The sequence below is a fragment of the Hymenobacter aerilatus genome (assembly GCF_022921095.1).
Lineage (GTDB): Bacteria > Bacteroidota > Bacteroidia > Cytophagales > Hymenobacteraceae > Hymenobacter > Hymenobacter aerilatus.
This window is the reverse complement of record NZ_CP095053.1, coordinates 751,368-765,989: the sequence shown is the minus strand read 5'-3', so window position 1 is coordinate 765,989 and position 14,622 is coordinate 751,368. Positions and strand designations below refer to the sequence as shown.

Annotated in this window: 6 protein-coding genes; 1 reads left to right on the top strand and 5 read right to left on the bottom strand. The window is 56.9% G+C overall.

Annotated features, from left to right (window positions below):
• Positions 1-3,102 carry a SusC/RagA family TonB-linked outer membrane protein gene (locus tag MUN82_RS03155; protein WP_245094926.1) on the bottom strand — a complete coding sequence of 1,034 codons (3,102 nt, stop codon included), beginning with the start codon at positions 3,100-3,102 and terminating at the stop codon, positions 1-3.
• Positions 3,103-4,257: 1,155 nt separating this feature from the next.
• Between MUN82_RS03155 and MUN82_RS03150 the strand changes: the two genes are divergently transcribed.
• Positions 4,258-5,322 (top strand): LacI family DNA-binding transcriptional regulator, encoded by a 1,065-nt coding sequence (locus MUN82_RS03150; RefSeq protein WP_245094924.1) that lies wholly within the window; start codon positions 4,258-4,260, stop codon positions 5,320-5,322.
• 275 nt (positions 5,323-5,597) lie between these two features.
• Here the strand turns inward: MUN82_RS03150 and MUN82_RS03145 are convergent, their stop codons facing one another.
• The 4 genes from MUN82_RS03145 to MUN82_RS03130 all read right to left on the bottom strand — a co-directional run bounded on the left by MUN82_RS03145 (position 5,598) and on the right by MUN82_RS03130 (position 14,622).
• A complete protein-coding gene (locus tag MUN82_RS03145) occupies positions 5,598-7,919 on the bottom strand; it encodes a GH92 family glycosyl hydrolase (RefSeq protein WP_245094922.1) in 2,322 nt (773 codons plus the stop codon).
• Positions 7,920-8,030: 111 nt separating this feature from the next.
• Positions 8,031-10,322, bottom strand: coding sequence for a family 20 glycosylhydrolase (locus tag MUN82_RS03140; protein WP_245094921.1), 2,292 nt, complete (start codon positions 10,320-10,322; stop codon positions 8,031-8,033).
• Between the two features lie 175 nt (positions 10,323-10,497).
• On the bottom strand, positions 10,498-13,140 hold the full coding sequence (locus tag MUN82_RS03135) for a glycoside hydrolase family 2 protein (protein ID WP_245094919.1): 2,643 nt from the start codon (positions 13,138-13,140) through the stop codon (positions 10,498-10,500).
• Positions 13,141-13,335: 195 nt separating this feature from the next.
• A complete protein-coding gene (locus MUN82_RS03130) occupies positions 13,336-14,622 on the bottom strand; it encodes a sugar MFS transporter (protein ID WP_245094917.1) in 1,287 nt (428 codons plus the stop codon).

Here is a 14,622-nt window from a genome sequence, read left to right as displayed (position 1 = left end):
TTACTTGAATTTTACGTTGAGCGTGAAGCCGTACGTGCGGGCGAAGGGTAGCGAACCACCCTCTACCCCAGCATATGCCACTAGGGGAGAAATTGTATTTTCCGGATCAATGTTATCCGTGCGCTTCATAATTGTGAACAAGTTACGACCTACCAACGACAGCGTCACGGCCTGGAAAGGAGTCTTTGCCAGTACAGCCTGGTTGAGGGTGTAGCCCAGCGTGAGCTGGCGGAACTTGATGAAGCTGCCGTCAAGCACAGCCAGGGCATCCACGTTGTTGATCAGTCTGGGATAGTATACATAAGCCGGCACCACAATGTCGTTGGCCTCATTCGTTATGTCCCCGTCACTGTTCATTTTCACCCCTTCAGCCACAATGCCTGTTTCGCGGCCTTCCAAGGTGGCTTTGTTCAGACCACGCGTATAAGAATAGTATTCCGTAGCCGACAGTACCTTGTTGTTGAACTTGTAGTCGATCAGGAACGACATGCTGAAGTTGTGGTAGTTGAAGTCGTTGTTCCAGCCGCCAAACAGGTTGGCAATGCCCGAGCCCATCGTCTTCAGTTCGCCCCGCATAGGTATGCCATCGGTTCCTATCACCACGTTGCCGTTGGCATCGCGCAGGTAGTCATACGCCCGGATTTGGGCAATAGGTAGCCCTTTCACAATGGCAATGTTGGCGCCACCGTTGGCTCCTGGGCGGTAGGTACCGGTTTGCAGCGGGTTGTTAGCAGCGTTATCAATGTCCAGTACTTCGTTTTTCAGCTTGGTGATGTTGAACGACGACGTCCAGGTGAAGGCACCCGTTTTCACTGGCGTTACGGTCAGGGCCGCTTCTACGCCGCGGTTCAGGGTAGAGCCCAGATTCACCGATCGGCTATTGAAGCCGGTAGCTGGCGACAAGCTGGCGCCTACAATTTCACCATCAGTTTTGCGGCGGAAGTAGGCCACGTCTAAGCCAATGCGGTTCTGGAAGAACTTCAACTCCGTACCTACCTCGTACTCGTTGAGGCTATAAGGTTTCAGGTTGGCGTTGGGCTGACGCGAATCAAACGAGGCACGAGGCACGCCGTTGATGGAGCGGTTGATGTTGTAGTAGAAACCCGTTTGGTAAGGCTGGGCCGGCTCACCGCTGGTTTCGGCATAGGAAGCACGCAGCTTACCATAGCTCAGAACCGAAGATTGCAGCAGATCCGAGAAGATGAAGCTAGCCGCTACCGAGGGCGTGAAGATGCTACGATCGTTGCGCGGCAGGGTAGAGAACTGGTCATAGCGACCCGTCGTGCTCAGCGTCAGATATTTATAAGTAACATCTGCGGTGTAGTAGGCCGAGAACGTTTCCAGAAGGTTATACTGATACTCTTGGGAAGGAGTACGCAGGTTGGAAGGCGAGTACAGGTAGGGAACAATAAACTGTCCGCCAAAGAGACGCGTAGCTTCGAAATTGTTGCGACGGAAGTTGGTACCCACACTAGCACTCACCGAAATGTCCTGGTTCAGATCTTTGCTGAACGACAGCAGTGCGTCGGTGTTTAGTTCCAGGCGCGAGCCCAGCGTCAGGTTTTCCAGGTTGCCTTCCCCGTTGGCCGAGTACAGCGTGCCGTAGGGCGCCACGTTGAAGCGCCGGTCGCTGGAGTAGTCGTAGCCTACCCGGCCTTGCAGGAACAGGTAGTCGGTGAAAGCATAGCGGGCCGACAGGGCGCTGATGAGACGCTTGCGCGAGAGGTCGTTTTTGAACTGGTTTACCACAAACCACGGGTTGCTGGCGTAGCTGTCGTTGTTCCAGGCCGTTTCCAGGCCGTTGTTGTTCGGGTCGTAACCTGGGCGCAAGGTAGCCTGGTTGATGTTGGGCGCCAGGAAGATGATGTTGTTGGCATTCAGCGGGGCATCGCTCAGCTGAGGACGGTTGTTGTCCTTCTGGTCGATGTAGTTGGCCGTCAGGTTGAAGCTCAGCTTCTTGGTCAGGTCGTACTGAGTATTGAAGTTCACCGTGCGGCGGTCCAGGCCACTGTTGCGCAGAATCGACTTGCTGTCTAGGTTCGATACCGACAGGCGGTAAGTACCCTTCTCGCCCCCACCCGACACGGCCAGCGTGTTAGTCCAGGCTGGTGCCGTGCGGTAGAAGTCTCTGATATTGTTCTTCTGCAAAGAATAGGCATGCTCCTGCCCATCAATGCCGATAACAGGCTGGCCGTCCAGCCGCTCGCCCCAGGCCGTGTTGCCCGAGTTGATGGCCGCAGCCCGGTCGGCGGGGCGCACGCCCTGGCTACCCTGGCCATATACCGTTTGGAAATCAGTATCGTCTACTGCGCGGGTGAATTGTAGGTTGGTGTTGTATTCGATGGTGGTTTTACCGCGGTTGCCGCTTTTCGTCACAATCTGAATAACGCCGTTGGCGGCGCGGGCGCCGTACAGAGCCGAGGCCGTCGAGCCCTTCAGCACCGTCATCGACTCAATATCATCGGGGTTGATGTTGCTGATACCGTCGCCTAGGTCGGCACCGCCCCACTCACCGGAGCTACCGCGCACGCTGTTGTCCATGGGCACACCGTTAATCACAATCAGTGGCTGCGAGGCACCCGAGAAGGACGTTACACCCCGGATGTTGAGGCGGGCCGAGGAGCCAGGGCCACCGCTGGTGCCACCCACGTTCAGGCCCGCCACGCGGCCCTGCAGGGAGTTGGCCACGTTGGTTTCGCGGGCTACGTTCAGCTTCTCGCCGTCTACCGTTGTCACGGCGTAGCCCAGCTTGCGCTCATCTTTCTTGATACCCAGCGCCGTTACGACTACCTCACCCAGTTGCTTGGTATCGTTTACCAGAATAACGTTGATGGAGGAGCGGCCGTTGACGGGCACCGTCTGGCTGATATAGCCAATGTAGGAAAACACAAGTGAGGCACCATCTGGAGCCGTCACGGTGTAGTTGCCGTCCACATCGGTAGTGGCGCCCTGGGTAGTACCGCTTACCACCACGCTCACCCCAATCAGTGGCTCGTTGCGGTTGTCGGTTATCTTGCCCGAGACTTTCGTCCCCTGTGCGTAGGCGTGGGCCTGACACAGCAGCAAGAGTAAAACAAGTAACTGTAAAGTTTTTCTTATCATGGTGTATGGAGTGAGAGAATGATGGAAATGAACTACTTACATGGATCGGTCTGCGTCTCGAACCCATTAAAGGGCACTAGTCGCTGTATGACCTGCCTACCAGGCAGCACATAGCAGTGGGAAATGATTGATGGGAAGGGTGGAATTCAGAGCGGCAGGTCGCACACAATCGGTTGCACGCATGGTACGGCAGTGGCAACGCATGGCAGACATACTCTTGCGGATGAACTTCTGCCAGACCAAGATATACGATTTTTCCGACATCTGGCAACCTGTTCTTAGCAACCATACTACGCACTTGAGGTAAAGCAGCTGGCAAAGGAATGAAATGTGTGCGTACACACAAAGTCACAACCATAACTATGCACTACTTTTTATAAACAGCCTCCAATCCGAACGCCGGACAGTAAGACGGAATGCATTCTTGCTCAAATAGTATTTTTCTTATAATACAGCTCTGCTTTTCTGCGTTTTTACCAAGTAAGAATCAGTGAGAATTGTAGCGGTATTGTAACTACCACTGTCTTGCTTACGGACTGTCTGCAGAAACTTACGGTAAACTGTATTTTAAGAAGCTGGTTTTTGGTGAATTAACTCAAACGTAATCATCGGTTAATTATAAAGCAAATAATATAAAATAAAAATGTGCGGGCACACGCACAAGTAAAACAGAATAAGTGGGCGCGCACGCATAAAGCTCTTTTCGTTGTAGAATATTATTGTATTTTAGTTGCCATTTTAGGACTAAAACCAGTAAATATGCACTGTTGCGGCTCTGGTGTGCTAGCAGGAGCCAACTACTAGTTGCTGTACACAGCTCCTACCCCTCTTTTGCTGAAAACCAGTCTCCCTTCTCCACTAACAAACTGCTGTACTACACCCTGTTTTCGTCTTGTTCCGGGAGGGGTTTCGTTCTTTGCTACTGCAGCGTTGCAACGCCTATCGGATTGGAACGACCTTGCTGGCGGTAGCTACTTTTTGTGCAGTGGCACGCTTTGTGGCTGCGGCCCCACGGCTGGCTATTGCACTAGCTTTGGTGGTTCCGATGGCTAGCAACGGTAGCTTGTTCTGATACACCTCGATCGGCTACGCGGCTCTGGCAGCCGTATTCACGCAATACCCCACTCATTAGTCACTTACGCACGAGGTATTATTATGAGCAAAAATGCAGTACGCATTAAGGATATAGCAGCAAAAGCAAACGTTTCGGTAGGCACGGTAGACCGGGTGCTGCACAACCGCGGCCGGGTAGCCGAGGACGTACGCCAGAAAGTGCTGCTGATGATGCAGGAATTGGAGTACGAGCCCAACATGATTGCCCGGACCCTAGGCTCCAACCGTACATACCAGCTAGCGGCCGTGCAGCCCAGCCACACACTGGACCCCTACTGGCAGGCCCCGTGGGAGGGCATCAACAAGGCGGCGCGGGAACTGCAGCAGTACGGCGTGACGCTCAGAGTCTACCCCTACGATATGTCGCGGGTAGACTCTTTCCGGGAGCAGATGGAACTGGCTACGCAGGCGCAGCCCGATGGCATTGTGATTGCCCCGCTGTTCTACCGCGAGTCGCTGCCGTTTTTCGAGCGGTGGCAGCACGCCAAGATTCCCTACGTACTGTTCAATACCTACATCACGGAGATTAACCCGCTCAGCTACGTAGGGCAGGACTCCTACCAGAGCGGGTTTTTGGCGGGCAAGCTCCTGCAGTTTGGGCAAACGCAGCCGGGTACCTACCTCATTGCGCACATTGCCGAAGACATTGCTAACTCCGTGCATGTAACGCAGAAAGAACAAGGCTTCCGCGACTATTTTGCGCAGCTGCCCGCCTCGCAGACGGCTGGTATCACTGTCCGCAGCATCGACCTACCCTACCCCACCGAGCCTGCCTTTGCTGGTCGTCTTACCGGGCTACTGGCCCAGAACCAGCCGGTGCGGGGCATCTTCGTTAGTACGTCCAGGGCCTATGCCATTGCGCCCTACCTCCAGCCCTACGCCGCCGCCATCCGGCTGGTAGGCTACGACCTGCTGGAGGAGAATATCCACTATCTGCAAGAGGGCACTATCGATTTCCTGATCAACCAAAACCCTAAGGAACAGGGCTATTACGGCCTGTACGCTCTGGCAGATCAGCTCATTTTCAAGAAGGAAGTGCCTCCCCTCAAATACTTACCCCTGGATATTATTGCGAAGGAAAACTTACACTATTACGTAGAGAAATAGACGGCGCTGTTGGGAAGAGTTGAGCATAGGGATGCGACATGTTGCGTTTTGCCTTTGCAGACACTGCTTAAATAATTTGAGACGCGGCTACTCATCAGGCAGGTGAAACACCATCGTGCAACGACGAGACGCAAGGATACGTCTCCACCAGGCACGTCAGTTACTTGTCGTCACTATCCAAAAAGAAAGCCGGCTGCCTGAGGCAGCCGGCTTTTCACATAGCACGCGAGGTGTAGGCGCGTGCATTAGGTTAGGGCAGGATAGTATAGAGCAGCTTATTGTACTACGGAACGCGGCCGGCTGTCCGGCGCTACGCCCCAGGTAGGGCTGGGCTTGGGGCCCATCTCCAGCACCAATGTGCCGCCCTGCATCAGGTCCTGGTAGGTGATGTAGGACTTGGGGTAGGGCTGGCCGTTGCGGGTCACAGATTGGATGTACTTGTTGGTGGCGTTGTTGTTTTTCGCCTCAATAGAAAGCAACTTGCCACCGGGTAGGGCCAGCGTAGCCTGCTGCACCATGGGGCTGCCAAACACAAAAGCACCGTTGGCGGGGTTCAGAGGGTAGAAGCCCATGGCCGACAGCACGTACCACGCCGACATCTGCCCTACGTCCTCGTTGCCGATGATGCCGTCGGGCTTGGTGGTGTAGAACTGGTCCATGATGAAGCGCACCTTGTCGGCGGTTTTCCAGGGCTGGCCCACGTAGCTGTAGAGGTAGGTGATGTGGTGGCCGGGCTCGTTGCCATGCGCATACATGCCAATCAGACCCGAGATGTCGGGGGAGGCCTCCTCGCCCATGTTGCCCTGTACCGTGAACAACGAATCGAGCTTCTGTGTGAAGCGCTGCTCGCCGCCCAGCAGGCCAATCAGGCCTTCCACATCCTGGGGCACCAGCCAAGTGTACTGCCAGGCGTTGCCCTCGGTGAAGTCGCTCTTCATGTGCACCGACTGGAAGGGACTGAATGGGGTGCGCCACTCGGTTTTGGACACGCGGCCCCGCATAAAGCCCACGCTTTTATCGAAGTAGTTCTGGTAGTTTTTAGCGCGCTTGCTGAAATAGGCATAGTCTTCCTGCTTGCCCATTTTCTTGGCCATCTGTGCAATGCACCAGTCGTCCACGGCGTACTCCAGGCCTTTCGACACGTTTTCCACCTCGCTGTTAGCTGGGATGAAGCCCAATTCCTTCACCGCTTTCAGGCCGCTTTCGTCGCGCATGGCCGTGGTCTTGATGGCCTCGTAGGCCAGGTTGGCATCGAAGCCGTTGAAGCCTTTGAGGTAGGCATCGACCACCACCGGCACGGCGCTATAGCCTACCATGGTATTGGTTTCGTTGGCCATCAGGTGCCACACTGGCAGCTTACCCTGCTGCTGATAAATAGCCAGCATGGTATTCACCATGTCGTTCACCCGGTTGGTTTGCAGGAGCGTGAACAGTGGGTGCGCCGCCCGGTACGTATCCCAGAGCGAGAAGGTAGTGAGGTTAGTGAACGGCGCGTTTTTATGCACTTTTTTGTCCGTACCCCAGTAGTCGCCGTTGTGGTCGTTGAAGGTTGAGGGCGCAATCATGGTGTGGTAGAGCGCCGTGTAGAATACCTTTTGTTGGTCTGGGTTTTCAGTTTTGATCTGCACCTTGTCCAGCTCCTGGTTCCAGGCGGCATCGGCGGCGGCTACGGTTTTCTGAAAATTCCAGTGCGGAATTTCAGCCCGAATGTTGGCCAGTGCATTTTCGCTGCTTACAGGCGAAATACCCACTTTCAGCTTCACCTGCTCGCCAGCCTTAGTAGCAAACGTAACGATGCCCTTCAGACGATTGCCTTTATTGGCCGGTGTTGTATTACCCAACGAGTCTACTACTTGCACGCTGCTAAAGTCGCGGATGGGCTTCGATAGCACCGCCGCGAAATACAGGCGCTGGTCGCGGGCCCAGCCTTTGGAGAAGCGGTAACCTACCAAGGTGCTGTCGTTGAGCTTTTCTATGTGCGTATCGGTAGCCTGGTCCCAACCAATACCCTGCTGCAAGTCGATAATCAGGTGCGATTCTTTCGACTGGGGGTAGGTGTACTGATGGAAGCCTACCCGCTCGGAGGCGGTCAGCTCGGCCCGGATGCCGTAGCGCTTCAGCTGCACGGCGTAGTAGCCGGGGCGCGCAGTTTCGTCCTCGTGCGAAAACGCCGACACGTAGCTGCGGCTCTTATTCTTCACCGAGCCGCGCATCACCTTTACTTCTCCCGTAGTGGGCATCACCGCCACATCACCTAGGTCACCGATGCCGGTGCCGCTGAGGTGGGTGTGTGAGAAACCGATGATGGTAGAATCGGAGTAGTGGTAGCCCGAGCACCAGTCCCAGCCCTCAGAAATGTTCACCGGCCCCAACTGCACTGCCCCGAAGGGCACATTGGCCCCCATAAATACGTGCCCGTGGAAGCCCGTACCGATATACGGGTCTACAAATCGAGTGAGGCCCGTGGGGGCCGGAATGGCAGGAGCGGCCGTGGAGCCACCAGCAACCTTAGTTGTGCCCGAGCAGGCGTTGAACAAGGCAACGCTGCCAGCCAGCGCCACAATAGACCAGACAGAATGGGTGGAACTTAACTTCATTATACTATGGTGTTTATGCTTTCTGTGCATGGGGCTTTCTCGCAGTGTTTCGCAGTGTTATTTCCTCGCATGCACTGCGAAACACTGCGAGAAAATTCATTGAAATAGAGATTAGTGTTTCAACCAGCTAGCAGGTACTTGCTGTGGCTCACTGCCATCTTTGCTGTATTTCAGCAGCAGCGTGTAGCCACCCCCACCCTCTACAAAATCGAGGGCAATAGGGTGCAATCCTTTCGAGAGGGCTACCTGCCCGCTTTTCTCAATGGCCGAGTGCAGGCCGTCGTTGTCGACTACCATGCGGTCGGCTAGGCGCAGGGTACCGCCGTCGTCACAGGTGAGGTAGAAGGTGTAGACGCCGGTTTCCGGTACGTCGAGGTAGCCCCGAAACTGCACCCCAAACTGGTCGGCTTCCGCTTGCTTGGGCACCTGCACGCTGGTTACGGTGATGCTGCCATTGGCCTTGGCCTCCTGCATCAGCGCCGATTTCTTGAAGTAGCCGGTGAAGTACGTAGCCGTGAGGCCAGACGCCGGGGCCTTCGCGGCTACGGGCGTGGCGTAGGGCTGTTGCCTGTACCGGATGGTGTAGGTATCACCCCGCAGCCCCTCCGGCGTGAAGGCCACCAGCTTCACCGTGGTGGGCTGGGTGATGGGTAGGGCAGCCGGCAGCACGGGTGAGGTAGCCGTGGGCGTACTGCCATCGGTGGTGTAGCGCAAAATTAGTTGGTCGAGGGGCTTTTCTACCGCGAGAGTGGTGCGGTCGGTGAAGACGCTTTCCTCGGAGAAACCCGCCAGGTCGGGCACGCGGTAGTGCACGTTCAATAGGGCCAGGCGGGGGTAATGCTGGCGCAGGCGGCTGAGGTAGGAAGCGTACTGGTTTTTGTTGGTCCACACCACCTCGGCCAGCGCCGTCATGCGGGGCATTACCATATAGTCGGCGCGGTTTTCGGAGGGTATTTGTTCCGTCCAGAGGTTGGCCTGGGCGCCTAGGATGGCCTTTCGGGCGGATGTAGGGTCCAGATCGGAGGGCACTACCTCCAGCTGATACACCTTCTCCACGGAGTTCTTATCCGGCAGGTTATCGAAATAGAGCGTGCTCACCGGCGTCATAATGAGCGGGTTGCCGTTGTGAAGGGCTTTGGCGGGGGCGTCCTTTACCCAGCTGCGCCAGTACATTACAGTAGCCGAAGCGTCGATGCCGCCTTCCAGCATATCGTCCCAGCCAATCATCTTCTTACCCTTGCTCTGCAAAAACCGCTCGACGCGCCGCACAAAGTAGCTTTGCAGTCCATTCACGTCCTTAATGCCTTCCTTCTGCATCAGTTCGGTGCAGGCTGCCGTGCTCCAGCTGGTTTTCTCCACCTCATCGGCCCCGATGTGCACATAGGGGCTTGGAAACAAAGCGGCTACCTCCGTCAGCACGTTTTCCACGAACTCGTAGGTGGTTTCGTTGCAGGGACAGATGGGGGTTGAAAACAGCTTTCCCCAATCGTTTTTGCCGTTGCAGGTGAGGAAAGGGCAGGCCCGGATGGCAGCCATCATGTGGCCAGGCATATCGATTTCAGGAATGACCTCAATGTGGCGGGCCGCGGCGTAGGCAATGATGCCGCGCATGTCGTCCTGGGTGTAGAAGCCGCCGTACTCCGTCTGGCCGTTACGCTGCCGCAAGAACTTGGTCTCCAGCGCCATATCGGGATTATCCTTCGATTTGCGGATGCACGCCGAATCCTGGTTGTTGAAGGTACGCCACGCGCCTACTTCGGTCAGCTTGGGGTATTTCTTGATTTCGAGGCGCCAGCCTTGGTCGTCGGTGAGGTGCAGGTGCAGCTTGTTGAACTTGTAGAGCGCCAGCAAGTCCATGTACTTCTTGAGGTAGGCAACGTCAAAAAAGTGCCGCGACACGTCTAGGTGCATCCCGCGCCACGCGTACGCCGGTTGGTCTTCGATCTGCACGGCGGGCAGCGTCAGGGGGGTAGCGCCTTTTCCGGCCTTCTCAAGGGTAGGCGGCAGCAGCTGCCGTACCGTTTGTACCGCCCGAAACATGCCGGCTGGCTCACGCGCCGCCAGCGTCACCTGCTGCGGCGTGATGGTCAGCTTGTATCCTTCCGGCGCTGTTATCGAAGCATCGTAGCGCAGCTCAATGCTACTAGCTCCGGCTTTCTTCGTGGTTTTCAGCGGTGCCCCTACCCCGTTTGTTAGCAGCAGTTGCAGTTGCTCAGCTTCCTGCGCAAAGCGTTTGCTCTCCTTGGATAGGGCCAGTTGGGTGGCTTTGGTAATGGTGAACGTGCCCGTTGCCGGCGTCAAGGAGGCAGGGTAGGGAATCAGCGGGTAGCGCTCGGGAGCGGTTTGGGCGGAGGCTGAACCGGTAGTGAGAACCAGAAGGAGCAACCACAAAAATCTTTTCATAGGTAGTGTTCAACGTTGCGCCTCCCCCCCGGCCCCCTCTCCGAAAAGGAGAGGGGAAGCCACGGCGGCACGGTTTATTACCTTTGTTTCTAAGCGAAATCGTTCAGCTTCCCCTCTCCTTTTCTGAGAGGGGGCCGGGGGGGTGAGGCGCCCCGCGGAGGGTGCCCTCCCTCCCCTACTGCGCCACCGGCACCACCTGCTTTGCCACGTTCCACCCTTCTACCGATACAGCTGGCGTGCCTGCTTCCGCACCGGGCGTGTAGTCCAACGTGATAGTCTGGCGCCCGCCGGGCAGCACCGACACGTAGTTGTCGCTGTAGAAGGTAGGCAACACACGCTTCTGAGTTTGCTGGTTTACCAGCGACACGCGGTTGAAGAAGGCAACGGGCTGGTTGGCGGGGTTGGTGAGGGTTACTTCTACCTTGCCGGGTGCGGTTTGGCGGGCCGAGACGCCCAGGGGCGCCTTGTTCATGGTTTGCAGACCCGAGTATTGCCCTTTGGCATCGGGTATCCAGTAGAAGTTCTGGCTCACGGGCTGCTTGTTCAGGTCCTGCAATTGCAGCATCAGGAATGTGCCTTTCTCCCGCGCCAGCTTGCGCATCGTGCCGGCAATGGGCAAGTATTTCTTGGCCTGCGAGGGGTTGATTTCCACAATTACCTGCGTGAGGCTGGTTTTCTTGCCGGCCATGTCATAGGCGTCTACCACCAGCATCAGGTCGCGCTTAGTCTCGAAGGTGTTGTTCACCAGTACCACGGCGCTATCCACGGGGTTGTACATCACGTGCAGCGGCTCGCTGCCGGTGCGCAGACCGTAGAGGCAGGCGTTGGGGTCGAGGTAGTAGTCGTACATCTGGCCGCGCAGGGCGGTCCAGGGGTTTTGGGTTTTCCAAATGATGCTGCCCGTGTACCACTCCCACATGTGCGAGCTGAAACCCTCCATCAAAGCGCGATACTGGTCGTAGTTCACTAGCTGGGCTTTCAAGCCGAAGTCGCGCACGTTTTTGGGCGCGCCGTAGGGTAGCAGGTGGTCTTCGTAGCCGATGTAGAGGTGGTATTGCCACACCGAATCTACAGCCTCCGTGGGCTTTTTATCAGCGCCGAGGTAGCGCGGGGGCACCATGTTGGCTGGCGGAACAAACCGCGCCAACGACTCCTCATCGCCTACCCCTACCGAGCCCACTTCCGAGTTGAAGGGGTAGGTGCGGTGCTGCCAGAAGCTGCGTAGGTTCTGAATGCCATAGGGCCCGTCGCCGTTGCCGCCCTGGTTGTTGTACGACATGCTATCCGAGTTGGAGTAGGGCACAAACCAGCGCGTGCCGTCCAGCTTCGGTAAGACAGAATCTTCCAGTGCCGTGAGGATGTCCTTGGGCGGGGTGATTTCGTTGCCACCGCACCAGATGGCCAGCGAGGCGTGGTTGCGCACCATTTTCACCTGGTCCGCTGCTGATTTGATGAACAGCTGGTGGTCGTTGGGGTACTGGCGGCGGGTCCACTGGTCCTCTAGCTTCATGGGGTCTACCCAACGCCCGTTGGCGTCGCCCGACATCCAGAAGTCCTGCATCACCAGCATCCCATACTTGTCGCAGGCCTGGTAGAACTCGGGGCGCTCCACCAGCGCGCCGCCCCACACCCGAATCAGGTTCAGGTTCATGTCGCGGTGAAAGCGGATTTCGGCGTCGTAGCGGGCATCCGTGAAGCGCAGCATGGCGTCGGAAATAATCCAGTTGCCGCCCTTGATGAAGATTTTCTGCCCATTCAGGTGTACCTCCATGCTCTGGGTGGTGGTGTTCCATTCCCGCTGAATCTCGCGCACACCTACCTGTACCGTTTCCTCATCCGACACGGTTTTGCCGCGTACCAGGAATTGCAGCTTCGACTCGTACAACGGCTGTTCGCCGTAGCCGTTGGGCCACCACAGTTTGGGGTTGGGTAGGCTGAGGTCTTTGAGGCTCACCTGCTGGGTGGTGCGCGCCGGAATGGTCACTTTCTGCTCCACCGTGCGACCATCTATGGTATAGCGCAGCACACCCGCCACGGCCTTGGCAGTTGGGTTGTCCAGCTCTGCCGATACTTGCACGGTAGCCGGCGCCTGCGGACCGGTAGGCTTGCGCTTGCCCGGCACGCGGGTGATGATATGCGGATTCTTAACGTTGATCTGCTGGGTTTTCTCAATCGTCACCTTGTCCCAGATGCCGGTGTTCCGGTCGCGGATGGGCTGAATCCAGTCCCAGCCGGCGGTGTACTGCGTGGTGGCGTTGCGGGCAATAGTGCCGTCGCCGCCCTGGCCGCCGTTGGGGTTACCCACGGGGTCGGGCGGGTACACGATAACGGCCAGCCGGTTTTTGCCGTCCTTGGCCAGGTAGGGCGTCACGTTGTAGGTCTGGCGCAGAAACATGCCGTGGTGGGTCTGCGCGTTCAGCTTCTGGCCGTTCAAAAACACGTCGCAGCTGTAATTCACGCCGCGCAGGTGCAGCCAGGCCTGCTCATCGCCCGTAACTTTTTCGGTGAAGTCTTTGGTGAACCAGTAGGTGTAATAGTCCCTACCCGTGCGGTAGATGTCGGGTATCTGCTTGTTGTTCATCCCGTAAAACGGGTCGGGCACTTGCTTGTTGGCCAGCTGGGTCGTAAGCACGGTGCCGGGCACCACGGCGGGCTGCCAGCCGCTCAGGGCATATGTAGGCTGCGAAAGCGCGGCTCCATCTACGCTCACTTTGCTTTTGGGTGTGGCCTGCCAGCCCGTGTTCAGCTCGTAGCGCTGCTGGGCAAGCAACGGGGTAGTCAGGAGAAGAAGCGGGAGCAGGAGTTTGTGTGGTGACATTCGAAAACGATGCAGACGTAGGTGTTGGTAAGCGAAAGCGGAACCTCACCCCCGGCCCCTCTCCTCGGGGAGAGGGGTGCCAGACGGAAGGTGAATAGTGAAGTTGTGAGTAGTGAATTATTCCCCTTTCATTACTTACAGATTCACTACCAGAACGCACCCCTCTCCCCGAGGAGAGGGGCCGGGGGTGAGGTTTTACCGGCGCACTTTGTGCCCGGCAAGACCGTAGTACAGGATGAACAGATAGCAGGGAATCACCAGCCAGTAGGCCTGCTGGGGGCTATAGGCATCGGCCAGGGAACCATAGAGTGGCGGCAGCACAGCGCCGCCGGCAATGGCCATAATCAGGAAGGACGAACCGATTTTGGTGAAGCGGCCCAGGCCCTCGATGGCCAGCGGCCAGATAGCCGGAAAGATGAGCGAGTTGGCTAGCCCCAGCAACGCAATGAACAGTACCGATGTGATGCCGCTGGTGAACAGCGCCCCCAGGGCAAACGCTACCCCAGCCACGGCAAACACCTGCAATGCTTTTTCCTGGGAAATAAACTTCGGAATGGCCACAACACCAACGAGGTAGCCCACAATCATGGCCCCCATCGTAAACGTGGTGAAAAACTTAGCCGTTTCCAGTTCAATCCCCTGCGCATTACCGTAGCTAATGATGGTGTCGCCGGCAATAACCTCTACCCCCACATAAACAAACATGGCTAGCGCGCCCAACAGCAAATGCGGAAACTGCAACACACTGGTTTTGTTGGTGTTGGCAGCAGCCACGGTTTCATCCTCGTGGTCGGTGTCGATTTCGGGTAGAGAGGAAAAGTAGATCAGTACAGCCAGCAATACCAGCACGGCCGTCATGAGCAGGTAGGGCGTGATAACGCGGGTAGCCAGCGCATCCAGCTCGGCGGTTTTGGCTGCCACGCTCATCGTGCCCAAGCGGGCTACCAGGGCGTCGGCGTCTTTCAGCGCCACGGCACCCAGGGCCACCGGAGCCAGCGCACCGGCTATTTTGTTGCAAATGCCCATCACGCTGATGCGCTTGGCAGCGCTTTCGCGCGGACCGAGGATGGTGATGTAGGGATTAGCCGCCGTTTGCAGCACCGCCAAGCCCGTGCCCTGCACAAACAAGCCAAACAGAAACAGCCCATACGTACGCGTGAGGGCCGCCGGAATAAAAATCAAGGCCCCCACGGCCATGACTAGCAACCCCACCGACATGCCGTTCTTGAAACCTGTGGCTTTCAGCACCCACGCCGATGGAATGGCCATCACGAGGTAGGAAATGTAGAAAGCAAATGCCACCAGGTAGGCCTCGAAGTTATTTAGCTCGCAGGCAATGCGCAGGTAGGGAATCAGCACCGAGTTCAGCCACGTTACGAAGCCGAAAATGAAGAACAGCGCCCCAATGATGACAATGGACCTGGTTTGCTGCGTGCTGGTGGTGGGCACGGCCGCCGAAGACGTGGGAACTGCTTTCGTCAT